A 25,577-nucleotide genomic window follows, 5' to 3' on the forward strand; every position below is an offset into this window, starting at 1 on the left:
TCGATTAGTTAAGCTGAAATGAATGTTAGGCTCGCTCCCGCGTAAAAATACCTACCTACAACACACATCATCCTCTGCTTTTTGGATAAAGATTTTCCTCGTTCCCACGGAGAACCGCTCGTCGTCATACATAAATTGTAGGGTACGCTGCGCGTACCTTCATGTCGTTAAGCACCGAATTCCCTACCCGGATCAAACCATAAAGGCTGATGTTAAGCATTGGTGGGCTTGCCATGGTACGCATAGCACTCCGGTAATAACGATTTCTAACGTCGATTCTCTTTCTTATATGAAGATAATGCACCTTATCTTCTTGAGAAATGAGACGGCTATCACATATTTATTTCTGTTGACATTGCTTAACCTGGACAAGCCGAAGCCCCAAAGGCAATTGTCTTGTTAATAAAGCAACACCTTTTGCGTAATCGTCCGCAGACAGGGCGGAATACGGGAGATTTCAGGCTTCGAAATTTTCGGATTCCATTTCACTAAATCCGGGTTGCTCCGCTTAAAAATCCAAAGCTTCGATTCGTTCATGAGCTTTACCGGAAAAGCTTTCCTCAAAGCACCCTAACACGCCGGCTTCCCGGGCTAGGCGTCGGAAGTTTTCGGAGCGGTTGGTGGTTTCCGAGGCGAACAGGATGAGCTCCAATTCCAACGGCGGCATCGCTTTCATTAGGTTTTTAACGAGCTGCGGATTGACGCCGTTACAACCGAAGTCGCCGAGCGACAGGGCTCTTGAGAATCCGTAAAATTGCTGCATACGGCTTTCGCATAATTGACTGTAACGCAAGCGATGCTTTTCGTGCTTGAGCGATTCTTTGATCGCCAGCGTCGCCGCCGCCGCATTGTATAAGGCGTTTTGCACGCCGTGGGAAAATACCGGGTCGACAAAAGCCGCGGCATCGCCGATGCAGTAATAGTTTTCGCCGCAGATAGTGTCGGAATAATAAGAATAATTCGGCCTGAATTGCAGCGAGCCTTCGATGAATTGCGCAGGCTCCAGCAGGCGGCTCAAATGCGGCAATGTCTTGCAGGCGTTCAGAAAAAAGGCTTCCCGTTGCTGCCGGTCCATGCCTTTGGTGCGTTCGGTCGGCGCGATGAGGCCGACGCTGGTTTTGCCGCGCAATACGATATGCCAGATCCAGCCGTCTTCAAAGGACATGACAAAGGTAACCGGCTTGATTCGATTTAGTTCTTCTTCGCTATGACTTTGACGATCGACGCCGACAAATCGTGAGTTTTCAAAATAACCCCACAACGATAAAAAATTCGTCTGCGAACTGATGGTGCGGCGGGTTTTAAACTGGTTGGCCAACAAAGAGCTCGGGCCGCTCGCGTCGACGACAAAGCGGCAACGAATGCTGCCGTCATCGTTACTGCGGCCGCGCTTGTCGGTATAGTGTACTTTCGGCCAAAGGCTGTCGGAAAGGTCGATTTTTTTGACCGCGACTTCGTGAAACACCCGGGCGTCGCAGCTTTGGGCATGCTTTAGCAGGATGTCGTCGAAAATATCGCGTTCGACATGCAGGCCGGGGCGGGTATAACCGAAGTCCGAAAAGCGGATTTGTTTGATCTTGCCGTTCCAGACCGTGATGCTGCCGGCTTTAGCGAGAAAGCCTTCATGTTCGATTTTTTCCGATACGCCGGTCATATCGGTAAATTTCCAAATATGCGGAATCAGGCTTTCACCGACTTGATTGCGAGGGAAAGTCGCCCGGTCGAGCAACACGACATCGATGCCGGCTTGCGCCAGATGCGTGGCCGCGCTGCTTCCGGCCGGGCCGCCGCCGATCACCAGAACGTCGCAAGAGCTGGGGATAGCAGTCATAAAGTGACCTTACAAATCGCCCAAAACGGCCTTTGCCGTCGGATGCGTCATCCATTCGGCGACATCGCGGCCTAAGGTTTTAACGCAGCGGCCCAGAATGGCGCAAGTGCCTTTATAGGCGCCGAACATGCCGCCTCCGGAATAACGCCGGGCCTTGAAATCGCCCAACTCTTTGCCGTTTTCAGTGAGCGTTCCGGTAATCGTGACGGTTTTAGGACCCGACCATGCTCCGCCGGCAGCGCCTTGCACTTCATCGATCGTGACGGTTAGAACTTTCGCGTCCGCAGGGCCTGTTTCGGTATCGGTAAGGATATCGGCATATTGCCGCGCGGCATTTTCCTTGATGAACTGAGATAGCTTGCCGTCTAGGTTGCATTCTTCTTTAACTGCGCCTCGAATATAAGACTCGTCTTTAAACGCGATCGGTTTAATGATCAAGGTGCCGGTACCGCTGGTTTGTATCGGCTGGGCGCTCGATTTGTTGGCTTGCGAAGCACAGCCGCTCAAGCTCAACAGAAAAACCGATAACATCAAATAAGTTAACTTCATCATTTCCTCCTCTTAGTATTAATAAACAAGCGTATAAGCATAGCATGCCGGCATTTAATTGAACGGCGTGTTTTTGAAGCCTTCAATCCTTTCATCTTAGAAAAGCATTTCACCCTGGAAATCATGAAGAATAAGAATTCAATTCAATAATTTACTGTGAAAGCTCGTAGATTTGGACTCTTTATCTAATTTTTCGATATACAGCGCTTGACAGAGCAAATGCCGGTTCCGAAGAGGGTGCGGTTGCTCGATCGACAGGCGTCGGCGGCAGGGCAGATTTTTGCTCCTGCAAAATCTGCATTCACGCCATCCTTGGCATTCGAGCCGCCGTCGAGCCTACATGGACGTATTCACGGCGTCCTGTCGGGCGAGTGACCGCACCCTCCCCACGCCCCGAATTTTCGTTTGCCGGGGTGATTGCTGGTCCTTCAAGAACATTATTATGCAGTTGCATAGAGCCTTCGTTTACTCAAGAGGTTGGCAAGAAAGTTTAGATAATCTCTTGAAGTATTTCATGATCTTCATGGTTAAACTGCTGAATTTAGGGTCGGTCAATGCCGATTTTTACCGTTATGCCGGCGTTTTAGTGTGTCTCAGGAATCTTCCCTGTGCTTGATAATCAGCGGACAAAACAAAAAGCCCAGCAACACGCCGAGCACGACGACACCGGCCAGAATTCTTAGCGACGTGCTCTCGGCTGTACCTAGACAACCGAAAGCCAGCGCGCTGGTCGACATCGAGGCGGCCATCGCTTGATAGGTTAGTTTGATATCGCCGCCGCGATTTTCCTGGTAAAAAATACCGTAATCGACACAGATTGCGACGACCAACAGAAAACCGACCAAATGCAGAAAACTGATCGCCGCGCCGCCGAGCGACCAGAGACTTAAAATGAACAGCGCCGCCAGTACCGCCGGCAATAGGGTTTGTAGCGTTTTTACCAGGCTTCGGTAGCGCACGGCCAATAGCAGCACGATAATGAATAAACCGGCCGCCAGCAAAGTTTGCGCCCGCTCGGTATAGTCGCGGGTCATGTCGTTGAGCATATCTCGCTGGCTGAAATAGCGTGCATCCTCTATCGTAGCTAGCGCCGCCCGTAGCGCTTCGGGTTCATGTTCGGCCAGCCAGATCATCACGACGCTTTGACGCTCCGTGCTGATGATGCGGCTGTCGATCAATCTTTTGACCGGTGTTTCGAATACCTGCTCTAATGTCAGCGCGTCCTGCTTCGGATAGTCGAACCGACCTAGCCGTTCGACCGACAAGCCCTGTTCTCGCAGCGCCTGTTGCCAAAGCTGCCGATTGGCGTCGGTCAGATGGTCTTGCAATAGGGCTTGATTAAGTTCTTGCTGACGTGTCGATAGTAACCACGGATACAGGCCGAAATACTCGTTTAGATCGCCTTGTTGTTTTAATCGATCCAGCACCGGATAAACTTGCTCGGCTTTTTGCAGTGCGGTTTCGATGTCTTGCCCGGTAATCAGCACGAAACGCCCCGGCTCGATACTGACCATACGCGCCCTGATTCGTTTATCGTTTTCTTTCAGATAATCCAGTTCCGGCGTTAGATCCTGCATGTCTTCGAGCCAGCGTAACGACGGTAAGGCGAATAACGACGAGCCCAGCAGCGCCAACAATACCGTCAATAGCCAAGGCCGGAAACGCGCGCAGAAGCTTGCCCAACGCGCGACTAGCGGAACCTTTAACGTTCTGCGGTCGTCGCCCGCGACCAATCCCGGCAAGATGAAGCGAGTCAACAATAAAGCGGCAATGATACCGGTGCCGGCATAGATCGCTATTTGTTGAAATCCCGGATAACCGGACGCGCCTAAGGCGGCATAACCGACTAAGGTCGTTATGCCGCCCAGTAACAGGCTGGGCCAGATTCTAATAATTGCCGCGGTCTTGTCCTCGGCGCGAACCGTTTGCGCGTGCGCAATCGCATGTATCGGGTAGTCGATGCAGATACCGATCAGCGTGGAGCCGATCGCGATAGTCATGCCGTGCACATAGCCGAACACCCAAGCGGTGCTCAATATCGCGCTCAAGATCACGATGATCAATAAGGTGAACACTTGCAGTAGCGCCCCAAACGAACGAAACAACAGCAGAAACAACGTCATTAGCGCGAGCGAAGAAAGGATACTGATTTGGACGATATCGCCCTGAATCAATTGTTGCGTTGCTGCCGCGAACACCGGAACGCCGGTCATTTCCAGTCGCCATGACTCCGGCCGGTCATGCATCAGTTCTTTGAAGGCTTGTTCGATCGCCGCCTGAATTCGGCTTTGTTGCGGCGCGTCCAATCCGGCCATTTCGGTTTCCAGGATCAGATTCCGGTATTGCGTATTGGCGATGCCGGCTTGTTGCATTTGCGCACCGACGGTGCGAAAGCCGTTCAGCGTCAATAACAAGGGATCTTGCAAGGCGATGCTTTTGACCATCGCGCCCTGCGGAGACAATAGCGCTCGTTTCAAAAACTCGGCTCGTTGCGCCAAGCCTTGCGGCGTGAACAGCTCTGCCAAATCCTGCTCCGGCTTAAGGCTGTACAGCGCGCCGGCGTAATCGCGGTATAGCACTTGCACCGCTTCGATGTTTTGGTTTTGTCGTTCGGGCGACCAGACTTCGAGCACGCCGTCGATGGCATTCAAGCGTTCTTGCAGCGTCTCAATGAAAGCGCCGGTCACCGGCTTGCCGTCATCCGAGCCGACCGAAATCAAATAGCGCCGCGACAATGCGCCGGACTGCATTTCGCTCGCGAGCAGCAGTTCCTCGGCATTGTCGCCGGCGACGATGAAGGCGGACAGGTCGGTCTTGAATTCGACCGTCAGTGCCACCAGTAATGACAGCAATGGCGGCAACAGATAAAACAGGCTCTTGCGTCGGTTCGGCAAATCAGTTCCCCTGCAATTCTTTATACAAGCGATTCACTTCGGTTTCGATCGCCTCGCCTTCAGCATCCTTGCGCAACAAAAATTCGCTGAAATCGCCGTCGGCCTGCCTGATTTCGATACGCTCGGCTTGTTGTCCGGGCTGGCCGGAAATAACGACAGTCAGTCCGGATCGATCTCCGCGCCTGGGTTTCAGCGTCATAAGCCAGTCTTGCTCCCGGGCGTCGAAATTGACGCGATACACCCGATGCAGTAAGGCCACATCGGCATTGACCAAGGCATTGAAGAAGGCGATATGCAAGCTTAGCGGATTGGCCGCGTCCAACTCGCCGCGATGGCGTACATTAGCCGCCGGATCGAAATAGAACATCCGGTCGCCCTTGATGCCCATCAAGACCCGCTCCGGTTGCAATTGCTCTTTGATCATCAAATCCGGCGCAAGCGAGTACAGATATCCGCTGCCTTGCCAAGGTTGGTCGATGAGTTCCAGTATGCGGGTTTCTCGATAGGCGATTCGTACCGCCGTATCCGATTGCATCCTTTGCATGACTTTCCACTCGGTATCGACGGCATGGGCAGCATTTGCCGATAACAATATCGGCAACAAAAGAAATGTTGAGCAAAATGATGTGATGTTAGGTTTTTTCATTAACGCGCCTGCACATCCATCCAGATTCTACGTCCGTTGACGATCATCGTTTTAATCGTCGAGCGCGGGTCGGGAATGCCCAGGCCGGGAAAGCGGAAATGGCGATAAATGTATTCTCCGATCATCAGAGCGCCGATCATCGCATAGATCAATGCGCCGTTATAGAGTGTCCACCAAAAGTCGTTGCCCCAGATTGCCAAGACTGTACACATCGCGGCATTGAATGCGAAAAATCCGGTCCAGAGCAGGGTCAATTGACGGCAATAGACAAGAATTTCGGGAGGAATTTCCGGAAACTCCAACCTTACGAAGCTTTCGATAAACGGCGGTCCCTTGTCTTTGAGCAAAGTCCGCCCGAAAACGCCCATCAACATGAGTTGAATCAATACCGGCAATATTTTCGCGGTTACGGTTTGCAGATAATACGCGCCCAACAGCAAGGCAAGCGCGAACAGTCCTTTGTAGATTTTGACTCTCAGGCTGGGCGCGGCCAACGCCCGCATGAGATAGATGCCGGAAAAAATAGCCGGCGCCAACCAGACCATCCCGCTTTCAATCCCCCGGTAAACCAGATACGGATAGGACAAAAACAAGCCGGTGGCGATAATGCTTTTTATGAGGGCGGTCATATCGAACAAGGATACATAATAAGGAAAAAAGCAAGAATGGGCTTAGCGCCGACCACTCATTTGTTAAGGGAAAAACACTTCGCTTCGCCTCGTTCAATACGTAAGCGTCTTTCGTCGAGAACATCTCGGTGCCAATCAGGCATGCCAATTTCAGTTTCGTCACGAACCAAGGAGTCCCAAATTGCCTCCATGGTTTCAAGACGTTCTGTCGTAGTCATTTTGTTGATTTCAAATGTATTCATAATCATTCCTCGACCCAGCTCACCTTGCTGTCTTTGAAATGCACATTGAAACGATTAAAACGGTGGCTCCAGTAAACCCAGCGGTTGCCGTCCAAGTTCGGCGTTTCGGTGATCGGCGGATAGCCGATCGCGACTAGTACTGCGTCCTTGCTCATGCCTTTAGCTACCGTGCCGTTTTGAATATGCTGCTTTTCCAAGGCGTTGAATCGCGATAGATCGACTTTGTTCGACGCGAATAATTTATCGAAGGCCCGGTAGACGTCATCTCCGGTATGTTTTTGAACATTTTTTATCGTCAAATGCTGGCTGGAATTATCGACCTCGACTTCGATCGTTTTATTGGTCATTTTCAATAGCCTAACCGGGGTATTGACCGGAATCGACGCGCCGCGCCGGTAATTGGTCGTCGGATGCACGCCTTTTTCGTAACGCATCACGAATTGCGTGTAGTAGGTGGCCCCCAATGAGATATGTGACGGCAGGGCTTCGGGCTTGATGGCCCTGGTGCAGGAGGCCAGCGAAAACAGTATTAATAAAAATAAACCGCGATTAGTCATACGCATCATCATTCTCCTTTACAGGCCGGCCGGTAACGTGCCGATCGGGCCATTCGATAATAGAACCACAAAAAAATGACGAAAACCGTCATGCTGATGCCGATAATATTAGCAGTTAATGGAATCAATATCAGCGAGCTGAGCAACTCGACCAGGATCAATAGGATCAAAATCACGGCAATGGCCCGACTATTCAGTTTTGTACAGCAATAAGCGCCCAATGGCGCGCCGATCACGACGACAGGCACCGCCGCCAGCCAGTAACGCTCAACCGTCGCGTTGAAGCTATCCAGCAAGAACCCATGCAGCGCAAATCCGGCCAGCGCATTGACCGCCATCAAGATCACCGACGTCGGCGTCGACACCTTTTCCGATAAACGGAACCACAACACCATCACCGAAAAACAAATGATATCGATGCCGCTACCGACCAAGCCGGTCATGCCGCCACCGACGGTTCCGATCAATAGCCAAATGGCTTTTTCGCGCGCGCCGAAAAACGGCAGCGTGTCATTATACAGTCGCTTTTGCCAAGTCAAGATCGTCAACGGCAATGCAAAAGCAGCGATCATCGCGGTGAATAGCATTTTTAACAGAGCGGGCGGTAGCAAGGGCGCCAATGCCGTAGAGCTAATCGAAACCCCGACCAAACCGCCCAAACTGGCCCAGGCAATGACCGGCCAGGCAACCGAAACGCGTAGCGCGATAATCGTCAACGACGCGGCGGTCATGCCGACGCTTTGAATGGCCAATGAGAAGATCTTGGCATCGAGCGGCGCGATATGCAGCACTTTCGTGAACACAGGGAAAGCGACCGCCCCGCCGCCTTCGCTGGTCGCGCCGGCGATGAACGAGCCGAAGACCATCGTCAAAGTGACGGCCCAATTTTCTTCGATGATCGATAGGCTATCCGGCGAGCTGTAGGCGTACCAAATCAGCCAAACCGCAAGTGCCAAAGCCGTGCTAAACAGTAATGGTTTATTTAAACGGTCGGTTGGATGAATTACCGTTTGATTGTCGATCAAGGCTGGTGAACGCTTAATCCGCAAGAACATCCTCAAAAATTTCAGCGAGCGGAACCGTTAATTCGAGACTGGAAAATCGGCAATCTTGTTGGCCGGTGTAATCATGCAGCATCCATTCGTTGTCCGAAGTCCGCCGATAACACTCCACCCGTAGCGCGTCGATATCGACGATGACATATTCCTTGAGCGACTCCAAACTGCGGTATGCGGCGAATTTAGGGCCCCTGTCAAATGCCTCGGTGGAATCGGACAATACTTCGGCGATGAGCGTCGGATGGGCTAAAAATTGCCCGGCCTTGCGGTCTTCCGGATGGCAAGTCACCATGACATCGGGATAGAAGAACGCGTCGGCCGACTCGACCCGCAGTTTCATGTCGGCCATGTAGGATTGACAAGGCGTACCGCGTAATCGTAGCTTAAGCGCGGCCAATAAGTTACCGGTAACGAGAACATGCTCGCGCCGCGCGCCGACCATCGCGAAGGTCTCGCCGGCAATGTATTCGTGTTTCTCGGTTTGGGATTCCTCCCAGGCCAAAAAACCGTCGACGGTAAATGTTAATGATTCTGCTTGTTGCATAAATCTATTTATCCTGAGAATCTTAAAGAATATGCACAAAATAACTTCTACAAGTAGTAGGCTTTGCGGAGGTTCGGTGACTCGCTTGGCAGGACGCCGTGAATACGTCCCTGTAGGCTTGACGGCGGAATCTGATTGCCAAGGATGGCATGAATGCAGATTTTGCAGGAGCAAAAATCTGCCCTGCCGCCGACACCTGTCAATCGAGCCACCGAACCCCCTTCCAAAGTTGTCGACGTTGTTTCATGCTCGTTCCTAAATGACAAAATGGTAACGAATCAAAACCGGTCATCGGGTCGACGGCCGGCCATTAGCGCGTTATGTTCGGCCAGATAGTCGGGGCGGTGCATCGGTTTGATTAAAATCAGTCCTGCGACAAAACCGCCTGCATGCGCCCAAAAGGCGACACCGCCGGCTTCATCGCCGATTGCCGGAATGCCGCTCAACAATTGAATCAAAAACCAATAACCCAGCATAAAACCGGCGGGAACGGAAAACGAAGTGATATAAAAACCAATCGGTATTATCGTATGTACCCGTGCTCTTGGATATAGCCGGGCATAAGCGCCCATGATGCCGCCGATCGCGCCTGAGGCGCCTACCATAGGTATCGCGGCTCCCGGATTGCTATAAATCTGGGCCCCCGCCGCGGCGATTGCGCAAAGCAAATAAAATACTACGAATCGAAAGCTACCCATCACATCCTCGACGTTATCGCCGAAAATCCATAAAAACCACATGTTGGCGATTAAATGAAACCAACTCCCGTGCAAAAAGGCATGAGTCAACAGGGTGCTATTGCCTGTTTCGCCGCTCAGAATACAGCCGTAGTTCGCAGTGACCTGAATTGTCATGCCTTTGGGCACCGTATTCAATAATTCACCCGGAATCAAACCGTAATGACACAGCGACTTAACCAATGCAGCCTCTCCGCCGGCACCTTGAAGCAATAGCCATACCGCGATATTCGCCGCAATGATTACGATCGTGATCACGGGAGGGCGAACGGTGGGGTTATCGTCTCGTATCGGTATCATTTTTAATCTCGGTAGGCTTTAATGCCTCTCACACTAAAACTTTTTTGCAGGCTAGGCAAACGGTTTAGCAAGCGGTTTGCCGATAAAGATACCTTGGCCGGGCCGCGCAACGCTTTTCCGATAGGCTTCAATTAGCGTGCTGCCTCTCAGATAATAAAACATCAGTACACCGGGGTGCGGAAATTTTTCCGGAAAATTGCAAGGCTCGATTACGGTCCCATAACTGCCGGTGACGCCGGCCTCAATCCACTCGATGATGCTCAGCTTACTGCCGGTTAACACGCCGCCGGTCGATGTCAAGTGATCGCCAACGGTTCCAGCAATTCCCAATTTGGAGATCAAAAAGGGTGTGGGGTATGCTTGGCGAGGATGTCGGCAGCAGGGCAGATTTTTGCTCCTGCAAAATCTGCATTCACGCCATCCTTGGCGCTCGAGCTGCCGCCAAGCCCCCATGGATGGGTTTACGGCGTTCCTCGACAGGCATACCCCACACCCTAAAATCGGCGAAACTGCTCAAACTGGGAATTGCTGCAACGATTCCGGGCGGGTAATGATTATCTAGAGGGACGTATTCACCCAGCAACTAAATTCCATAGTTGATTGGCTATGTTTAACTATCTTGGATAATTTTAGGTGCTGGGTTCACGGCGCTCTTTGATGGGCCCCATACGCCGAATTTTGATCTACGAAGATGGGTATACATGGAGGTGTGCGGGTTTTTGAGGAAAAATCCGCCAAATACTTCGCAGCCTTTATTTATTGCTGAAAGATGGGTCGTGATAGGTAGATGGTCAAGAGAAACAATTCGCATCAGAGTTGACAGTTCCACGTTATAAGCTAATTTTTATTTGATAACAGTAGATTGATCTTTTCTTTTCTGGGCGTCATCGGAAGTCATGGGACATTAAAGGACTCACATAACATCGTAGGTGCGTGCCTATTTGATTGTCGAAGGTATAAATTTATGAGCATATATTTGAGAGATGATAGCGACAACATTGTTCATCAGGTCATGGCGCAACAGCAAGCGAGTTCATGCGCCGTTGCCAGTATTTGGATGGCGCGAAATCAAGCCAAACAGATGACAATTGATGAATCGGAATGGGCGTTGGCATGGAGTATGTATCACCGAGTGGTTCAGGATGCGGGTTTTATCCCGGAAGCGCCTGCACCTATGTCTTTAGATCCAAGCGCGCATAGCAATGACCAGAATACCTTTGGAAACATGTTTTCAAGAATGGGGACATTCATGGATCAGGTCGCCCAAGCACTTAGAAATGATGGCCTGAGGGTGACCTTCAAAACTAGGTTTTCACCCGGAATAACGGTCGATGCTTGGCGGCTTTCAGATACTACTCCCGCGATTATTTTGCTCGGTTGGTACAATGGAGCACGCCGAAATGGCGGTCATTTCATTGTCGCATCGCGCAGAACATCACGCGGTCACATCGTATACCTCGACCCTTGGGAAGGGCAATTGCGCGAATTAGGTATCGGTCCTCAATATCTGTCTACAGGCCGATTTGAGCAGGTTATTTATATTTCGACTTGAGCTAATAGAAAGCAGCGTAATCGAACGATATAGGTATAGTGTGGCTGCCGAGATCCTCGCCAAGCATACCCCACACCCTTTTTGATCTTTAAATTGGGAATTGCTGCTGTTCACTCGATACCCTGCATTGATTGACCATTGAGGACGGACCATGCGTAAAATTTTGATCATAGGTGCTAGCAGTGGTATCGGCGCGGCTCTTACCCGCTTGGCTCAGGGGCAATTCCAAACTTATTCCGTCAGTCGTTCAGACGCAGAACCGGGTTTGTCGGAACATTTTAACTGCGATGTCTTAACCGACGCCTTACCGGCGTTGGACGAGCCATTGGCCGGCTTGGTTTATTGTCCCGGCAGTATCAACTTAAAACCCTTCGCAACGATCAAACTCGATCAGTTTCGGCAGGATTTGGAACTCAATCTGCTGGGCGCGGTGCGCTGCTTGCAGCATTATCAGCGTAATCTTCAGGCTGCGGATACGGCCTCGGTCGTGCTTTTCAGCACCGTAGCGGTGAATACCGGTTTTCCATACCATGCCACAGTGGCGGCCGCTAAAGGCGCGGTGGAAGGTTTGACCCGCTCCTTGGCTGCGGAATGGGCTCCGAAGATACGCGTCAATGCGATTGCTCCGTCATTAACCAACACCCCGTTAGCCGAACGTTTGATACGCGAAGACGCTAAAAAACAGGCTGCCGCCGCGCGCCATGCGCTGAATCGCATCGGTGAAGCCGAGGACATCGCTCAGATGGCCTTGTTTTTATTGTCCGACAAAGCCAGTTGGATTACCGGTCAAATCATGCGTGTCGACGGTGGAATATCGGCAGTCAGGACTTAGTCGTTTGGAATTCGCCTCAGCCTTGCATTTGCTGGTTCATTGGTTCACTTTTTGGAAAAGGAGATGGCGGTCATGAGTAAAAAGTACCATACGGTTGTAATCGGCGGCGGTTGTTTGGGCGCTGCCTGTGCTTTTTCGATAAGGCGCAAGCTCGGCAACAAAGCAGAAAAGGTGGCTATTGTAGAGAAAAAAGTATTGGGTGCGGGTTTGAGTTCTCGCCATAGCGCGATTGTCCGCTCGGCCAATGCGTCGCCAATGGCGGCAAGGATGGCCAAAATAGCCACACAGTATTGGAAAAATCTGCAACCGATTTGGGGTGTCGATATCCCTTTTGAACAGTCAGGGGCTATTTGGATCGCCGAGAGTCATTTCGGAAAGTCCTCAAAAAATTGGATGGACTTAGAGCAAGCAATGCAAAAAGAAGGCATCGATTTTACGATGATTTCTCATCAAGATGTGACCGAACTCACTCGGAATGCGGTTAAAATCGTCCCGGAAGAAATCTATTATTATGAGCCTGACGTTCTTCAGTTGGATTCCCCGCAAATCTTGAATGCAATGCAGACGGCCGCTCAAAAAAATAACATCGACATTTTAGAGCATTGCGAGGTCTTTGATTTTGAGCAAGATACTCGGAATGATATTACCGCCTTACACACCAGCCAGGGCAAAATCCTGACGAAGCATGTGGTCAATGCCGCAGGCGGTTGGAGTTCGGAATTGTTTGCCGGCATCGGTTTGCGCATTCCCGTGGCATTGGAGCCCGTGTACGCGGCTAATTTTTTGGTGAGTGTCAGCGATATTCCGGAATCAATGCCGATTATCGCCGACTATGTCAATCAAGCCTATTTTAGACGCTGGCGCGGCAGTATTTTGCATATGCACCAACCGAGACGGCGCAATGCTAAAGATATTGCCCGTTCATTTAGCCGAGCAGCGATGAATCCCGATGGTGCCAATGTCATTTACGACGCGTTGAGTTTTAACGTTAATCATCAGCAACTCGACAACTATCTCGGCAAAATCATTAGCCGTTTTCCAAGAATCGGAAAACCCGTTTATGCCGGAGGCTATCATTCATTTTTCGATATTACGCCCGATTTAAAATTCATTCTGGGGTCTGACACGCGAGTAAGTAATCTCTATCACTGCTTGGGCGCCGGCCAAGCTTTGAAATATGCGCCGATTTTCGGCGAGATCATCGCTGAATTAATCGTTGAAAAGCGCATGCCGGCCGATTCGATAGACATTGAGGAATTTTCCATAGCGCGATTCGCCGATAAAGACTTGTCTGAATATTGGCGTAGCGATTCTTTACAGCCGAGTGCTTTGTGAGTCGATAAGCAAAAGTTATCCGATCGAAAGTATTGTGCTTATGCTATAAAAAGTAACTTGACTACTTTTATAGAGCGCATCCCCCATGATGTAAAAGTAAGGACTGATCACTCACTTTTCTGACTTCGCTCTTCCTATTAGGGCGCTAATTGTTAGGGATTGAACTATGTAGCCCGTACCAGCGCATACGACTTACGCGAAGGCCATGGCTCGAAACCCCGGATTTCGCGCTGCTCTATCCAGGCTACGGCCTACCTAGCTGTCGGTTCCTACCCCGAATTATATTGCCATGCCATGTTCTTTTGCATATTCACGTAATGCCTTATTAACGGACTCTGAAGTTGGGAATAGTTTATGTAATTCAGGAGAGATAACCATAATATTAGTTCCTTCCCTATAGCGTTTAACATATTTTCCTCGCACCCCTGATTTGATAAGCTCTTCCGGGTACTCTTCTCGTAATGTATCTTCATTGTTCATATGCTTTATGCTCTCGATTAGTCATGCGCCTTGCAGATATAATGCGAATGTTATCACCTCTTTCTGTGAAAGAAACCACTAGAGGCGTACCCTTTTGTGAAACACCAAAAAGCAAATAGCGTTCTTCCTCGTAAGAGTGGTCCGGGTCTAAAACACAGGATGAAAAATCATCGTTAAACACTTCGCTGGCTTCAAAAAAAGAAATGCCATGCTTTTTCTGATTAGAAAATGCTTTGGTTTCATCCCATTCAAAATCCATGAGTACTTTTATCGTTTAGGTTAAAAAGTTTTGTTGAATGAGTATAACGAGTGATATAAAGCTTTAAAAGCAATAACAAACAAATCTTTTGTACACGACAAACCGTTTAAAAATTTTATAAAACGATCGGGATTCGTGTGATCAATGTTGCTCGCCAAATCTTTGTGGCGTCATACCTTCTCTCAACGACACCGCTCTTTATACCGCTGACCGTGATGCTTTGCTTGATTATTGATGAATTGAGTTCGGGAAAAAACATCCATCAGGATTTTTTCAGCATGCTATTTGAGGCTGGGGGATAACGTGGGGGGATTTTACTATTCGACAAATAACTGCGGGTTTGGGCTGGTTTTTACAGGAGCGGAGCGACGACTTCCATTGGAGCCCATTGCTATATACCCGCAGCAACCAAAGACTCGACATGATACTCAGGTCTATGAGCCGACAGATCATGAGTCGATTGCAGATTAAGCCAAAATTCAGGGGACGTATTGAAAGCTTCAGAAAGTAGCCAGGCAGTATCTGGCGTAATACCACGTTTACCACGTACAATCTCATTAACGCGTTGAACGGATATACCTAAATGAATAGCCAGGGCTTTTTGGGTAATCTCAAGAGGCTCAAGAAACTCTTTAAGTAATATCGTACCTGGGTGTGTTGCAGTTCTGTTCGTCGGAATCATACGTCACCTCACTATTAGTGATAGTCCATAATTTGGACATCATGAGCTGCATTGGCCTCCCAACGGAAAACAATGCACCATTGATTGTTTATACGGATACTGTGAAAACCCTTGAGATCACCTTTGAGTGGTTCCAGTCTGTTTCCAGGCGGAGATTTAAGATCGTCAAGGTTTTGAGCAGCATTGATTATGTCCAGCTTATACAGCGCCAATTCATGAATCTGGTTGGGCAGTTTTCTAGCTTTGTTGCTGGAAATTCCGTGAAACAAATCTGAAGTGGCCTTATCACCGAATGAAACAATCATGATACCGATATTAACGGATTCACGGTATTCATGCAATTTTTAGCGTTAAGGTAAGGGCCGCGTCCCTTTGACCGACTTATTAGGCCGGCAAACAAACCCCAAGGCTAAAAAGCTACCCGCCAAAACAACAATTTAGGGTTTTCACTCTGTGCCCAATTATTAATGACAAATGTAAGGCCTGACCTCGATGCTCCTTCGTACTCTGTAAAGGCATCGGGGTGGAACTCATACCTCATCGAGTAAACACCCGACGCACACGTTCCAATACTTCATCGCCGGGGATAGTCTGTACAAGTCCCGCTCGGACATCGTCACGGCGTCGCCGCGCCTCGGTTGACCAAAGTTGTTGAATATAACCGTCTTCTGCCGGGTCAAGGCTTTCTACAAGACGGTCGGCGAGCAAAGCGCGTGCTTCACTAGGCAAAGCGAGAGCCTCTTCGGCAATTTGTTCGACTGTCAAAATCATAACGATAGACCTTTTTAGCAATACGTTAGAAATATACCAACGAAGAGTTCAGTTGCCCCTTTGCTACGACTAGGCAATAAAGTGGGCGACTGAAAATAGTTTATTGGCCGTTTATTTGTTATAGGGCGTAATTTTACCTGTAGCAACGCATTTAGACCATCCACGAGCGTTGGAATTATTCATGCCACCAGGTGGTCGTGCATATGCGCTCATGCAAATTTTCCGAGGTTGGGTAATACCTGTGCCTTCGATCGTCAGTAAAGGATTTGATCAAAATAACTGGGGTCAGGTACGAGTTAAATGATACTGAATTGACCTGCGTTTAATTTGTACCTGACCCCAGTTATTTATTTGATAAGCTCTTCCGGGTACTGTTACCGTAATGTATCTTCATTGTTCATATGCTTTATGCTCTCGATTAGTCATGCGCCTTGCAGATATAATGCGAATGTGCCGTTCGTTATATGCATTTTACGCGCGGAACCCATATATAACCTTGCTTAGAATCACCATAAGTAACACTGGAAACTTTCATCTGATAAAGACCAGCGATATACAGACACATAATTGCATCTAAGGCATCCTCATTGCTTTTAAGAGCTTGACCTTTCAAACCTTGAATATACGATTCTGACAACAACAGCTTCAGCTCATTGGGAACTTTAAGAGCTAAAACACTTGAGGACTCTAATTTTAAGATGAAGCTTGATAATGCGACCTGCCCTGATTTTTTGTCAGCGACTTTACCTTTTTTATAAGCAAGTCTTTCTGGAAGCTCAAAGCATTCGATTATTGCTGGATGAGGATAGCATTCAATTAGCCACCGCTCTTGTGCAAGGTGCTGAAAGCCCCTTAACTCAAGCAGTGAGGACAAGCTAACACTCAAGGAGTCAGGATATAGGGATTTGTTAGAAGTGTGGCAACAAGCTTTTCTTGACCCATAGTCGCGACTAAGTGCTTTCTCACATTCTCTTTGACTAATTTGATTCTCGATAATCAGAGGAGCATCAATAGCAATTCCAGATAAATCCTTCTGATTTGAAATGAACTCAAAAACTCCAGACAAACAAAAGATTGCGGGTTCTAGAGCCTCTAGTGATAGCTTATTATCATTAAGAATCCCAACTGCAATAGCAGAAGGGTTCTTCTCTCCGTGCCAAGCTAAATCTATCCCTGCTAACTTCATGATTTCCTCTTATTGTCTATAACGCGCGGCTTCCAAGAGGTCGGAACCAAGCCCGATGTTAGACCTCTGTTAACCAAAACACGTCAACATTCAAGGCTTGGCTTAAATTACGAGCGACCCTTTCTCGCCACTCGTGCACGAGCATCGGGGTATCGCATGAAGATCTCTAGTGTCGGCATCTAGATGGTAAACGATACGCCACAAGTTGCTCGTCAAATCGTTTCCGGTCAGCCCCATACGTAGCGCATCCAGTATCGTATGCGACTGCCTGTTCGAACCATCGCCTGCGATGTACCAATTATTTGGCCACTCATGGTGGTGCTTGAAATAATTGGCACCCGTGTCAATGACTACCATCTTGCTCATTCCTGAATCGGTCATCGCCCCGGCCTGGCTTTCAATTATCAACCGCTTGCTACTCGGGATAGAGGAGTGACCATTAGTGAGTTGGCGAAGTCGAGTCACAATGGAGACGGCTTGAGTGATGGCTGCTTGACCTAGTACAAAAATGGAACCCAAAGCAACTTCAATAGAATGGTCTAGTTGCTCCATGGGAACATCCCAAAATGCGCGCGCAACGCCGTCTGGTCATCCACGCTCGAAAAATGCTTCTTCAGATTCCTTGATAGCTTCGTTCAGTGATCTTGCGACATCCTGCAATGGCAGGACGGCGAATGGATCGCACAGCTCCTCGAGTAGCCATTTCATTTCTCGGTCGTCATTTTCATTCATGTGCAAAGCTCTGACAGCGCCTAACGGTTATTGTCCTGATCGGGCTAACATACGGCTTTTCCTGCTTAATTGTCAAGAATGCAGCTACAACGCTAGATTTCTGAACTGTGTAATCTGCATTTAATTCATGATAAACCGATCGGGATAATACCAAAGCTACGTTTTGAATTTCCGCAATGACCAACATAAGCGACAGTTAAATATCCAAATGCATAAACAGAAATAAACAGGGTCAGATCGAAATTAGGTCATATCGTGTACTTTCCCGTCCCCCTTCCCGTATTCCGCTATGCTGCTTCGAGCTACGTGTTTTAACAGTAGTTTGGTGCGCATCGCGCGTCTAATGGTGTTACTCACGCTTCAGATTGGGTAATCTGTAGAGGAAGCTCTAGCTTTCCGACGATAAAGGAAAAATTGAATGAGCGAGTCGAGGTTGGTTGATGTTGTGCCGGTCTCTGGAAGCCGGATGGAGCTTGGTAAAGATCGGGATGCGGGTTGGGCGTTTTAGTTTGAGGCGTATGGGCTTTATAGCCTACAGCACGGGATTTGTAACCCCGTCCTAAACGTTTCGACTGTGGCTAAAGCAAATCAAAACGTTCGGGGCGGGGTGAATAACCCGCCCCGCGCGAAATATCTTCACTTCGCTGGTGCTCTGTTTCCAAGATTTTCAGCTAAGGACAATTCGATTTGTTCGGCAAATCCGCCAGGCGACCCTTGTCCGTTAATTGCCGATGGCGCCGTAATCATTCAAGCTGTTATTCCTGGAGTATGGATTCTAAAATCAATGGCTCTCGTTGATCATAGGCTTCATATTCGCCACTAATCACTTTAAACAACAAGCTATAGGAGACTTTCCATCGCCCGGTTTTACACTGTAACGTAACGGTTTTGGGATTCAAGCGAATCACTTTGCCGTACATTTCCACGTTCTCCCGTGTGTTCAAAAAGCCCAATATTTCGCCAATACCGACCTCATGACGCTGTAAGCCAGTGCCCTTGCTGTTATTAATCGCCGTGTCGGCCTGTTCAATATTCAACCAAAAATAGGGCAACTTCCACCTTTTGCCGTCCGTCAGGTTTTGCACCAATACTTTGGTTTTATTACATTCCAATAAAATCGCTTTGATAGGCGCATTATGGACCGCATCGAAGTATTCAACCTCCTGGCCAATGCGTAATTCACGTTTGATGGCCGAAATACGTTTAGGGTCATCGAGCATACGCCGGATCGCGACATTCAATCGATAAAGATCAAACGGCGATGCCGTATCAAGCATTTTGATCACTTCGCTGAAATTAACAGACATATTTCTTCACCTTAATAAATGGTTTCCATCAGAGTACAGCTCGTATGGGCTTTAATGACAGCATACTGCACAGGTTAATGAAAAACCACCATAGTTTTTCATGGTTGACGAGATGAAATGACATCGTAGTTATAAGCGGATAGGCGCTTCCCTGGCGTTCAGGACGGGTTTAACCAACCCGTCCTACTGAAGTCCGGTATAATCGGGATTTGTAACCCCGTCCTAAACGTTTCGACTGTGGCTAAAGCAAATCAAAACGTTCGGGGCGGGTTGAATAACCCGCCCCGCGCAAAGTATTTAGATTAACTCTAAAATAAGTACAAAAACCAAAGCCAAACCTAAACCGCAATGGATTACGCCCTTTACACTTGCCAATGGCCCCATAAAACCGGCAGACGGCAATTTCTGCGCAAAACCGAATCGGGAAAGCGCCTTGCGTGACGCATTGTATTGGAGACCGAGAATCGCTGCGAAAATCAAAAGGATACCGAGCGTTCCGGAATCATAATGAGGATAATGAGCGGAGGCGCCCATGAAAAATAACATCGGGACTGAAAACAATACATTCGTTCTAGAAGCCAGCCCCGCTTGCGCTGCTGCATCAGCCGCTTCAGGTATGGCCGCTTCGCCTTTCGCGGTTTTTTCGGTGGATGCGATTACTATTTTTTGATTCGGCCAAATGATTAACCAAACGTTTAAGAACATTAAAGTACCGAGCATAGCGCCGATATAGATATCGACCGACCACCCGCTGCCGCGGATTCCCATAATGCCGAGTCCTGTTAGAAAAGTCAGCATGGCTCCCCAGCGAAACCACCATAATGCGCGCGGCACCAACTTTTGAACAACATCTGATTTAGCTGAAGCTTCCGCCTCCTTAAAATACTCTCCTTGCACGAAATTGAAATAGTAAAGCAACCCAATCCAGGTTATTCCGGCCAAAAAATGTCCCCATCGAAACAGCATTTCCAGACCGGGTTGTGTTGTAAAAATGTCCATTAAAACCTCCCCTCATTAATTGATTATTGTTATTTTACGCAATGATTTTTTGTCTAGCCCAAGGGTTAATTCTTTATTGACAACAATGACGAAGTCGTATCCCTGGGTCAGCGTTTGGATAGTCGCTAAGTTTTTCCTGGCTGTCAAGTCAGAAAAAGCATTAATAATTAATAATTTACTACCTTTGTTATAAGAATCGCCTTATAAGTAAGTTAAGGCATTACGTATTAATAAAGAAAACATCGCAGGGAGGCCGCAGATAACATAACCTCGAAATAATTGGAGCGATAATGAGGGGGAAAGGCGTTTCCGCACACCAGAATACCTTGGCAGTAGGGGGTAACACATAAGCGCCAACTTAGTGTCTATTCTATGGTGTATTTGTAGCTTTATTCGTCATATCGGAATGGATTGCCGATATCCAGGTTACATGGGTGTGAAGCTTCGTATTGCCATCCCTGGCCCTGGATTCCGCCAATCCCTGGCGGAATGACGCGTTTTTCCTTAAGTTGGCGCCTATGAGGGGTAACCATAATCATCAAGCTAAGCGCAGATCCCCGTTGCTATACCCATCTTAGATCAAAATTCGGCACCGGGGTGCAAGTCAAAGGACGCCGTGAATACGTCCCTGTAGGCTCTATGCCAGCTCCATGCTGGCAAAGCCTTTGCCGAGCACCCCGGCGCCTCCTCAGGCACTGCCGAAATTTGAAGTGCGAGAGGTATAAATCATTATCGACCGCTTTCGGCGAGTCTAAGGAGTGTAGCCGGGATGGATCGCAGGGCAATCCGGGAAGTTCGAAGCCACGCCATTCCCGTATTCCGCTATGCTGCATACGGGCTACGTGCTTTAAAAGCAGTTTGGTGCGCATCGCTTAACTAATGCGGTTACCCAAGCTCCTACTCTCGCCGTTATACATAAGTCTTAGATACCGTCTTGCCACCTTGGCGAATGAGACCTCGATACCCTTTGTTGTTGCTTAACGTACCCGGCTTCGAAATCGCGACGAAGGCGTCGCTCCCACAAGGGGGGCGGATGCTCTGTGGGAGCGATCCCCAGATCGCGATTTCGAAGCCACTGATGTTCAATATCCGTAGATTTATCAAACAACACCGCTCCCAGGTATACGATGACCTCTGTTTAGCAAGTTTATCGATATTTGTGTATAACGATGAGAGCTCCTACTTGGGTAACCAGTTCAGGACGCTCTAGCTTCTCGACGATCAAGGAGGATTGAGCAAGCGATTCGGCCGGCTTCGTTCGCGTTTTCACGCAAGATAAAAAAACATTATCAAACGGGGGCGCCTCGGAACTATTTCAAACTCAAAAAAATTCAGCTTTCCCCCATTTTCAATTTCCCCTTACGGATGATTTTTTTGGCTTCAGCTCCTTTGACGACTTCTCCATTTTTCTCCAGCCAAACGATGGCGCCCGTGGGACACCTTTGGATAGGGGCTTGGGTTTGGTGCTTTTTGGAATAATCGACAACGGGTAAATTGTTGATCATCGTGATCAGGCTGGGGGCGTCCATCGCGCATTTGCCGCAGGCCGTGCAGCCGACTTCGCATTCTTCCAAAACCCCATCGCCTGCTTCCAGGCTTTTACAGGCTACCCATAGTCTATGACTGACGGGGTGTATCGAAAAAAGATCCTTCGGACAAACTTCGACGCAGTCTCCGCAGGCGGTACATTTTGCTTCATCGACGACCGGCAAACCGAAGGCATTCATTGTGATGGCATCGAAATCGCAGACTTTTTCACAATCTCCATGGCTTAAACAACCCCAAGAACACCCTTTGCCTCCACCTGAAACCAAGGCCTCCGCTCTGCAACTGGAAATCCCTTCATATCTGGCGCGATTGATCGCGACATTGTTACCTCCGGCACAAGCTAAGCGCGCGACCTTTTTCTCCTCAGAACCTGCATCCACGCCCAAAAATTGCGCAATCTCTTTTTGTCCTTCTTCGCTGCTTACGCTGCATTTGGCTGGCGGCATTTCGCCTTTGACCAAGGCTTCCGCAAATGGCCTGCATCCAGGGTATCCGCAAGCACCGCAGTTGGCATGAGGCAGCATGCCCTCCACCACATCGATTCTTGGGTCTTCGTAGACATACAGCTTTTTGTTGGCAATGATCAGCATCAGCGCCAATACCAGCGTCAATCCACCCAGTGCTAGCAAAGCAATCAGAATGGTCATCTCTATCTATCCGGTTCGGAAATCAATAAATCACCTCGGCCCATTTTTTGCCGGCAATCAGTTCGGCTTTCCGGTTTTCCCATTTTTCTTTGGAACCCATGATATTGATAAAGGCTTTGTCGAGATTTTCTTTCACCTTTTCATAGCCAGCGATAAAGATATAGGTGTTGGCCGAACCGAGCATTTCGAGAATTTCTTCGGCCCTTTGCTCTATCGCGTGATCCAGTAATATCGGATCTTCCCAATGCGGCCTTGGACTGAGTGCATGAAAGGCTTCGAATGTCGCTTTGTCGTAATACTGGGTCAGGTCTCCGTCCTTGTCGTTGAGATAGAGCAGTTCGAGTCCGCTTTTCGCACCATAAAATAAGCGGATTTTTCCGTACCACTCTTTTTCCTGGCTGTAAATGTGCTTGATAAATGCCTTGAATGGCGCGATTCCGGTACCCATTCCAATCATGATAATGTTGGCCTGTTTATCATCGGGCACTTTAAAGGGCAATTCGAAAGGACCGGTAATCGTGATTTCATCGCCCTCACGACGGTCGCACAGGAAGTTGGAGCTCACTCCCTGATATTGTTCTCCGCTGAACTCGTCCACATAAGAACATCTTTTGACCAGCATCGTTATCAGGGACTTGCCGTTGCTTCTTTCCGGAATGTCGGCAACGCTGTAAAGCCGATGATGATAGGAATTGCCGAAGTCGCTCTTGTGTTCGAGCAGAACGCCGAAGCTTTGATCTACCTGACAATCGAATTCGGGATTGTCTACCTCCAGTAATATTTCTCGAATTTCTTCCACATTGGCGGGGGTCAGCCTTTCGGTTTTTTTGACCTTGGCTTTGTATTGCTTAGTTGTATCGAGTTCTGATAAATAGGACATGGCTTTATTGCCTCATTTTGAAGATTCGTGATCGATTCGTTTGCTTTTTGAGCAAACCCGGGTGCATCCGCAATTGCCGCAGCTTAGCCTTTCGGCTAAAACGTCCGAGTCTGAAATGTTCTCGGAAAATGTTTCCCGCCATCGGGACTGCACCCAAACCCAAACCAGCAGCATCGATACTACGGCACTGATTCCAATTATAAATGTCATTAACGGCCCCCGTGTTTTATGTGCCTAAGCCCGAAAATCCCATAAACGTCAATGACAAGATCCCTGCGACCAACAAGGTCAACGCGGTTCCTTTGACTACATCGGGGACTTCCGCAAATTCCAATTGTTCTCTGATCCCTGCCATCAATATCAACGCCAAGGTAAATCCAATCCCGGCGCCCAAGGCATAAACGAGACTCTGGCTGAGGCTGTAGGCTTTGTTTGTTTGAAAGAGCGCCAAACCTAAAATGGCGCAATTGGTCGTAATCAGCGGAAGAAAAATCCCCAAGGCTCTAAATAAAGTAGGACTCATCTTCTTGATAAACATTTCCACCAATTGCACGGTGGAGGCGATCACGACGATATAGCTGATCAATTGCAGAAAGGGCGCATCGATAGCCACCAACAAGGCATGGATACCATAGGCGCAAATGGAGCTGATGAGCATGACGAAGGTCACCGCGCCGCCCATTTTGGTGGCGGTTTCCATTTTTCCCGAAACGCCGAGAAAGGGGCAGATGCCGAGGAAATAGGCCAAAACGAAATTGTTGACCAGGCTGGCATTGATAAATATGCTCCAATAGGATTCGGTATTCATCCTTTCGCTTTTTTAACTTTGAAATAATTAAACACAATTAGCCACAATGCTAACGTAAAAAAGCCACCGGCCGGCAGGATCATAATGATCCACTCTTGAAACGATTCCGGAAATATCGCGACATCGAACAAGCTTCCATTCCCGAGCAATTCTCTGACCGCACCCAGACAAAAAAGCGCTAATACGAAACCGACTCCCATACCCAAGGCGTCCATGATCGATTTACCTATGGTATTTTTCGAAGCAAAGGCCTCCGCGCGGCTAAGAATGAGGCAATTGACCACAATCAGTGAAATAAATGCCCCTAAATTTTTATGCAAATCGACGCTGATGGCTTGAATGGCATAATCGACGATCGTGACAAACGTGGCGATAATCAGAATAAAGGAGGCAATCCTGACTTGCTTGGGAATAAAGTTTCTTAAAGAAGCGACCAGTATATTGGACATCAACAGCACGAAAGCCGTCGCCAAACCCATCGCCAGCGCATTTTGGGCGGTATTGGATACCGCCAAAACCGGACACATGCCGAGCACCTGTACGAACACGGGATTTTCACGCCAAAGCCCCTTGATGAACTCGTCGGTGGAGCTTGGCTCAGCCTTTTTGTCGATATTATTGGTTATCCGCGCACTCATTTTGAATCCGTATTCACTTTAGGAACGAGCATCAAATAACTTCTTCAAATGTTGGAAGGGGGTTCGGTGGCTCGATTGACAGGTGTCGGCAGCAGGGCAGATTTTTGCTCCTGCAAAATCTGCATTCATGCCATCCTTGGCAATCAGATTCCGCTGTCGAGCCTACAGGGATGTATTCACGGCGTCCTGTTAAGCGAGTCACCGAACCTCCACAAAGCTTATTGTTTAGAGAAGTTGTTTTGTGCATATTCCTTAAACCTTCCAATTTGATTGTATATCAATGGAACCATGACTGACGAATTTTCACCGATGATATTGCCGATGGCTCTCGAAGAAATGGTTGCGCCGGTGATACCTTCGACCTCCCACGGATTGGATTTACCCCCTTGCTTAACCGGTATCACCTTATTTTGAATGCGAGTCGATTCAGGATCGAGTTTGACCGAAAGCGCTTTGAAGTTAGCCAGAAAGATTTCATCCTTTTCGATCTTATCTCCCAATCCAGGCGTTTCTTTACTTTCAAGTACATAGAAACCCATTATGGTTTGCGAATGGGGATTGTAGCCGTACAAAATCCGAATGACGTCGGCATAGCCTTGGCCGCTGGCCTCGATGGCTACGCCGAGAAATTCACCGGCGTCGTCGTAACCGGCATAGACCACCGGATTTTTTCCATCCGGTGCTTCGGCAGGCGTGAAATTCCCGTCCGTTCCCAATAAAAACATCCGTGTATTGCTGATGCCCGGCAAAACCTTGAAAACCGCTTTTTCCAGCGCTTCGGTTCGTAAACGATCGATTCTTTCCTTGGTGCCTTCATAGACCAGGACGATTAGCAAGGCGCAAAAGATGCCTATACTCACCATCGCGATCAGCATCTTTTTGCTTTCTTCCGAAGAATTGCTTTGACTCGATACAGAGGGATCGGCATTCATGG

At 48.6% G+C, this 25,577-nt stretch carries 29 protein-coding genes; 3 read left to right on the plus strand and 26 right to left on the minus strand.

Annotation, left to right across the window (positions count from 1 at the left end; all coding sequences use genetic code 11):
• Positions 1–508: 508 nt before the first annotated feature.
• The 11 genes from METBU_RS0117440 to METBU_RS27680 form a co-directional block, all read right to left on the minus strand.
• Positions 509–1,831 carry an NAD(P)/FAD-dependent oxidoreductase gene (locus METBU_RS0117440; protein WP_017841845.1) on the minus strand — a complete coding sequence of 441 codons (1,323 nt, stop codon included), beginning with the start codon at positions 1,829–1,831 and terminating at the stop codon, positions 509–511.
• Positions 1,832–1,840: 9 nt separating this feature from the next.
• Complete coding sequence (locus METBU_RS0117445) at positions 1,841–2,380, minus strand: hypothetical protein (protein WP_017841846.1); 540 nt, start codon at positions 2,378–2,380, stop codon at positions 1,841–1,843.
• Positions 2,381–2,973: 593 nt separating this feature from the next.
• Positions 2,974–5,274, minus strand: coding sequence for an MMPL family transporter (locus tag METBU_RS0117450; protein ID WP_017841847.1), 2,301 nt, complete (start codon positions 5,272–5,274; stop codon positions 2,974–2,976).
• Position 5,275: 1 nt separating this feature from the next.
• Complete coding sequence (locus METBU_RS0117455; RefSeq protein WP_017841848.1) at positions 5,276–5,920, minus strand: LolA family protein; 645 nt, start codon at positions 5,918–5,920, stop codon at positions 5,276–5,278.
• Positions 5,920–6,549, minus strand: coding sequence for a COG4648 family protein (locus METBU_RS25465; protein ID WP_138767240.1), 630 nt, complete (start codon positions 6,547–6,549; stop codon positions 5,920–5,922). The genes METBU_RS0117455 and METBU_RS25465 overlap by 1 nt, the downstream gene beginning before the upstream one ends.
• Positions 6,550–6,605: 56 nt before the next feature.
• Positions 6,606–6,791: an addiction module protein gene (locus tag METBU_RS0117465; protein ID WP_017841850.1), complete on the minus strand. Its 186-nt coding sequence runs from the start codon at positions 6,789–6,791 to the stop codon at positions 6,606–6,608.
• 2 nt (positions 6,792–6,793) lie between these two features.
• Positions 6,794–7,354: a hypothetical protein gene (locus METBU_RS0117470; protein WP_026130298.1), complete on the minus strand. Its 561-nt coding sequence runs from the start codon at positions 7,352–7,354 to the stop codon at positions 6,794–6,796.
• 2 nt (positions 7,355–7,356) lie between these two features.
• Entirely contained in the window at positions 7,357–8,403 is a 1,047-nt protein-coding gene (locus tag METBU_RS0117475) for a sulfite exporter TauE/SafE family protein (RefSeq protein ID WP_017841852.1), read from the minus strand.
• Positions 8,387–8,950, minus strand: a complete 564-nt coding sequence (locus tag METBU_RS0117480; protein WP_017841853.1) for a Uma2 family endonuclease — start codon at positions 8,948–8,950, stop codon at positions 8,387–8,389. Before METBU_RS0117480 ends, METBU_RS0117475 begins: the two co-directional genes overlap by 17 nt.
• 278 nt (positions 8,951–9,228) lie before the next feature.
• Positions 9,229–9,987, minus strand: a complete 759-nt coding sequence (locus tag METBU_RS0117485) for a rhomboid family intramembrane serine protease (RefSeq protein WP_017841854.1) — start codon at positions 9,985–9,987, stop codon at positions 9,229–9,231.
• A 51-nt stretch (positions 9,988–10,038) separates the two neighbouring features.
• On the minus strand, positions 10,039–10,329 hold the full coding sequence (locus tag METBU_RS27680; RefSeq protein WP_235726424.1) for a TIGR03790 family protein: 291 nt from the start codon (positions 10,327–10,329) through the stop codon (positions 10,039–10,041).
• A gap of 622 nt (positions 10,330–10,951) precedes the next feature.
• Here METBU_RS27680 and METBU_RS0117495 point away from each other — a divergent pair.
• The 3 genes from METBU_RS0117495 to METBU_RS0117505 all read left to right on the plus strand — a co-directional run bounded on the left by METBU_RS0117495 (position 10,952) and on the right by METBU_RS0117505 (position 13,706).
• The gene (locus tag METBU_RS0117495) at positions 10,952–11,539 is read left to right on the plus strand and encodes a hypothetical protein (RefSeq protein WP_017841856.1); all 588 of its coding nucleotides are present in this window, start codon (positions 10,952–10,954) and stop codon (positions 11,537–11,539) included.
• A 151-nt stretch (positions 11,540–11,690) separates the two neighbouring features.
• Positions 11,691–12,371, plus strand: coding sequence for an SDR family NAD(P)-dependent oxidoreductase (locus METBU_RS0117500; protein WP_017841857.1), 681 nt, complete (start codon positions 11,691–11,693; stop codon positions 12,369–12,371).
• Between the two features lie 72 nt (positions 12,372–12,443).
• On the plus strand, positions 12,444–13,706 hold the full coding sequence (locus METBU_RS0117505) for an NAD(P)/FAD-dependent oxidoreductase (RefSeq protein WP_040575839.1): 1,263 nt from the start codon (positions 12,444–12,446) through the stop codon (positions 13,704–13,706).
• A 279-nt stretch (positions 13,707–13,985) separates the two neighbouring features.
• Here METBU_RS0117505 and METBU_RS0117510 read toward each other — a convergent pair whose 3' ends face one another.
• The 15 genes from METBU_RS0117510 to METBU_RS0117580 form a co-directional block, all read right to left on the minus strand.
• Positions 13,986–14,186: a hypothetical protein gene (locus tag METBU_RS0117510; RefSeq protein WP_014150327.1), complete on the minus strand. Its 201-nt coding sequence runs from the start codon at positions 14,184–14,186 to the stop codon at positions 13,986–13,988.
• The gene (locus METBU_RS0117515; protein WP_017841860.1) at positions 14,176–14,445 is read right to left on the minus strand and encodes a BrnT family toxin; all 270 of its coding nucleotides are present in this window, start codon (positions 14,443–14,445) and stop codon (positions 14,176–14,178) included. The genes METBU_RS0117510 and METBU_RS0117515 overlap by 11 nt, the downstream gene beginning before the upstream one ends.
• A gap of 391 nt (positions 14,446–14,836) precedes the next feature.
• Positions 14,837–15,127 (minus strand): HigA family addiction module antitoxin, encoded by a 291-nt coding sequence (locus METBU_RS0117520; RefSeq protein ID WP_014150329.1) that lies wholly within the window; start codon positions 15,125–15,127, stop codon positions 14,837–14,839.
• A gap of 14 nt (positions 15,128–15,141) precedes the next feature.
• Positions 15,142–15,432: a type II toxin-antitoxin system RelE/ParE family toxin gene (locus tag METBU_RS0117525; protein WP_026130299.1), complete on the minus strand. Its 291-nt coding sequence runs from the start codon at positions 15,430–15,432 to the stop codon at positions 15,142–15,144.
• Positions 15,433–15,664: 232 nt separating this feature from the next.
• A complete protein-coding gene (locus tag METBU_RS0117530) occupies positions 15,665–15,898 on the minus strand; it encodes an addiction module protein (RefSeq protein WP_017841862.1) in 234 nt (77 codons plus the stop codon).
• Between the two features lie 460 nt (positions 15,899–16,358).
• Positions 16,359–17,084: a DUF429 domain-containing protein gene (locus METBU_RS0117535; RefSeq protein WP_017841863.1), complete on the minus strand. Its 726-nt coding sequence runs from the start codon at positions 17,082–17,084 to the stop codon at positions 16,359–16,361.
• Between the two features lie 102 nt (positions 17,085–17,186).
• Entirely contained in the window at positions 17,187–17,636 is a 450-nt protein-coding gene (locus METBU_RS28590; protein ID WP_017841864.1) for a hypothetical protein, read from the minus strand.
• A gap of 36 nt (positions 17,637–17,672) precedes the next feature.
• Positions 17,673–17,816, minus strand: coding sequence for a hypothetical protein (locus tag METBU_RS28220; RefSeq protein ID WP_017841865.1), 144 nt, complete (start codon positions 17,814–17,816; stop codon positions 17,673–17,675).
• A gap of 755 nt (positions 17,817–18,571) precedes the next feature.
• The gene (locus METBU_RS0117550; protein ID WP_014150334.1) at positions 18,572–19,123 is read right to left on the minus strand and encodes a hypothetical protein; all 552 of its coding nucleotides are present in this window, start codon (positions 19,121–19,123) and stop codon (positions 18,572–18,574) included.
• 297 nt (positions 19,124–19,420) lie between these two features.
• A complete protein-coding gene (locus METBU_RS0117555; RefSeq protein ID WP_017841866.1) occupies positions 19,421–20,122 on the minus strand; it encodes a urate hydroxylase PuuD in 702 nt (233 codons plus the stop codon).
• Positions 20,123–21,453: 1,331 nt separating this feature from the next.
• The gene (locus METBU_RS0117560) at positions 21,454–22,317 is read right to left on the minus strand and encodes an RnfABCDGE type electron transport complex subunit B (protein ID WP_017841867.1); all 864 of its coding nucleotides are present in this window, start codon (positions 22,315–22,317) and stop codon (positions 21,454–21,456) included.
• Positions 22,318–22,339: 22 nt separating this feature from the next.
• Complete coding sequence (locus tag METBU_RS0117565) at positions 22,340–23,197, minus strand: ferredoxin reductase domain-containing protein (protein ID WP_017841868.1); 858 nt, start codon at positions 23,195–23,197, stop codon at positions 22,340–22,342.
• Positions 23,198–23,423: 226 nt separating this feature from the next.
• A complete protein-coding gene (locus METBU_RS0117570) occupies positions 23,424–24,005 on the minus strand; it encodes an electron transport complex protein RnfA (RefSeq protein WP_014150339.1) in 582 nt (193 codons plus the stop codon).
• Entirely contained in the window at positions 24,002–24,643 is a 642-nt protein-coding gene (gene rsxE, locus METBU_RS0117575; RefSeq protein ID WP_014150340.1) for an electron transport complex subunit RsxE, read from the minus strand. Before rsxE ends, METBU_RS0117570 begins: the two co-directional genes overlap by 4 nt.
• A 218-nt stretch (positions 24,644–24,861) precedes the next feature.
• Positions 24,862–25,575 (minus strand): FMN-binding protein, encoded by a 714-nt coding sequence (locus METBU_RS0117580; protein ID WP_017841869.1) that lies wholly within the window; start codon positions 25,573–25,575, stop codon positions 24,862–24,864.
• Between the last annotated feature and the right edge of the window lie 2 nt (positions 25,576–25,577).

This window comes from Methylotuvimicrobium buryatense 5G (assembly GCF_000341735.1).
Classification (GTDB): Bacteria; Pseudomonadota; Gammaproteobacteria; order Methylococcales; family Methylomonadaceae; genus Methylotuvimicrobium; species Methylotuvimicrobium buryatense.

Bases quoted from the DNA above. Each gene is read 5' to 3' on its own strand.
- METBU_RS0117440 (WP_017841845.1), bottom strand. From the start codon at position 1,831: ATGACTGCTATCCCCAGCTCTTGCGACGTTCTGGTGATCGGCGGCGGC.
- METBU_RS0117445 (WP_017841846.1), bottom strand. From the start codon at position 2,380: ATGAAGTTAACTTATTTGATGTTATCGGTTTTTCTGTTGAGCTTGAGC.
- METBU_RS0117455 (WP_017841848.1), bottom strand. From the start codon at position 5,920: ATGAAAAAACCTAACATCACATCATTTTGCTCAACATTTCTTTTGTTG.
- METBU_RS25465 (WP_138767240.1), bottom strand. From the start codon at position 6,549: ATGACCGCCCTCATAAAAAGCATTATCGCCACCGGCTTGTTTTTGTCC.
- METBU_RS0117465 (WP_017841850.1), bottom strand. From the start codon at position 6,791: ATGAATACATTTGAAATCAACAAAATGACTACGACAGAACGTCTTGAA.
- METBU_RS0117470 (WP_026130298.1), bottom strand. From the start codon at position 7,354: ATGCGTATGACTAATCGCGGTTTATTTTTATTAATACTGTTTTCGCTG.
- METBU_RS0117475 (WP_017841852.1), bottom strand. From the start codon at position 8,403: ATGTTCTTGCGGATTAAGCGTTCACCAGCCTTGATCGACAATCAAACG.
- METBU_RS0117480 (WP_017841853.1), bottom strand. From the start codon at position 8,950: ATGCAACAAGCAGAATCATTAACATTTACCGTCGACGGTTTTTTGGCC.
- METBU_RS0117485 (WP_017841854.1), bottom strand. From the start codon at position 9,987: ATGATACCGATACGAGACGATAACCCCACCGTTCGCCCTCCCGTGATC.
- METBU_RS0117495 (WP_017841856.1), top strand. From the start codon at position 10,952: ATGAGCATATATTTGAGAGATGATAGCGACAACATTGTTCATCAGGTC.
- METBU_RS0117500 (WP_017841857.1), top strand. From the start codon at position 11,691: ATGCGTAAAATTTTGATCATAGGTGCTAGCAGTGGTATCGGCGCGGCT.
- METBU_RS0117505 (WP_040575839.1), top strand. From the start codon at position 12,444: ATGAGTAAAAAGTACCATACGGTTGTAATCGGCGGCGGTTGTTTGGGC.
- METBU_RS0117510 (WP_014150327.1), bottom strand. From the start codon at position 14,186: ATGAACAATGAAGATACATTACGAGAAGAGTACCCGGAAGAGCTTATC.
- METBU_RS0117515 (WP_017841860.1), bottom strand. From the start codon at position 14,445: ATGGATTTTGAATGGGATGAAACCAAAGCATTTTCTAATCAGAAAAAG.
- METBU_RS0117520 (WP_014150329.1), bottom strand. From the start codon at position 15,127: ATGATTCCGACGAACAGAACTGCAACACACCCAGGTACGATATTACTT.
- METBU_RS0117525 (WP_026130299.1), bottom strand. From the start codon at position 15,432: ATGATTGTTTCATTCGGTGATAAGGCCACTTCAGATTTGTTTCACGGA.
- METBU_RS0117530 (WP_017841862.1), bottom strand. From the start codon at position 15,898: ATGATTTTGACAGTCGAACAAATTGCCGAAGAGGCTCTCGCTTTGCCT.
- METBU_RS0117535 (WP_017841863.1), bottom strand. From the start codon at position 17,084: ATGAAGTTAGCAGGGATAGATTTAGCTTGGCACGGAGAGAAGAACCCT.
- METBU_RS28590 (WP_017841864.1), bottom strand. From the start codon at position 17,636: ATGGAGCAACTAGACCATTCTATTGAAGTTGCTTTGGGTTCCATTTTT.
- METBU_RS28220 (WP_017841865.1), bottom strand. From the start codon at position 17,816: ATGAATGAAAATGACGACCGAGAAATGAAATGGCTACTCGAGGAGCTG.
- METBU_RS0117550 (WP_014150334.1), bottom strand. From the start codon at position 19,123: ATGTCTGTTAATTTCAGCGAAGTGATCAAAATGCTTGATACGGCATCG.
- METBU_RS0117555 (WP_017841866.1), bottom strand. From the start codon at position 20,122: ATGGACATTTTTACAACACAACCCGGTCTGGAAATGCTGTTTCGATGG.
- METBU_RS0117560 (WP_017841867.1), bottom strand. From the start codon at position 22,317: ATGACCATTCTGATTGCTTTGCTAGCACTGGGTGGATTGACGCTGGTA.
- METBU_RS0117565 (WP_017841868.1), bottom strand. From the start codon at position 23,197: ATGTCCTATTTATCAGAACTCGATACAACTAAGCAATACAAAGCCAAG.
- METBU_RS0117570 (WP_014150339.1), bottom strand. From the start codon at position 24,005: ATGAATACCGAATCCTATTGGAGCATATTTATCAATGCCAGCCTGGTC.
- rsxE (WP_014150340.1), bottom strand. From the start codon at position 24,643: ATGAGTGCGCGGATAACCAATAATATCGACAAAAAGGCTGAGCCAAGC.
- METBU_RS0117580 (WP_017841869.1), bottom strand. From the start codon at position 25,575: ATGAATGCCGATCCCTCTGTATCGAGTCAAAGCAATTCTTCGGAAGAA.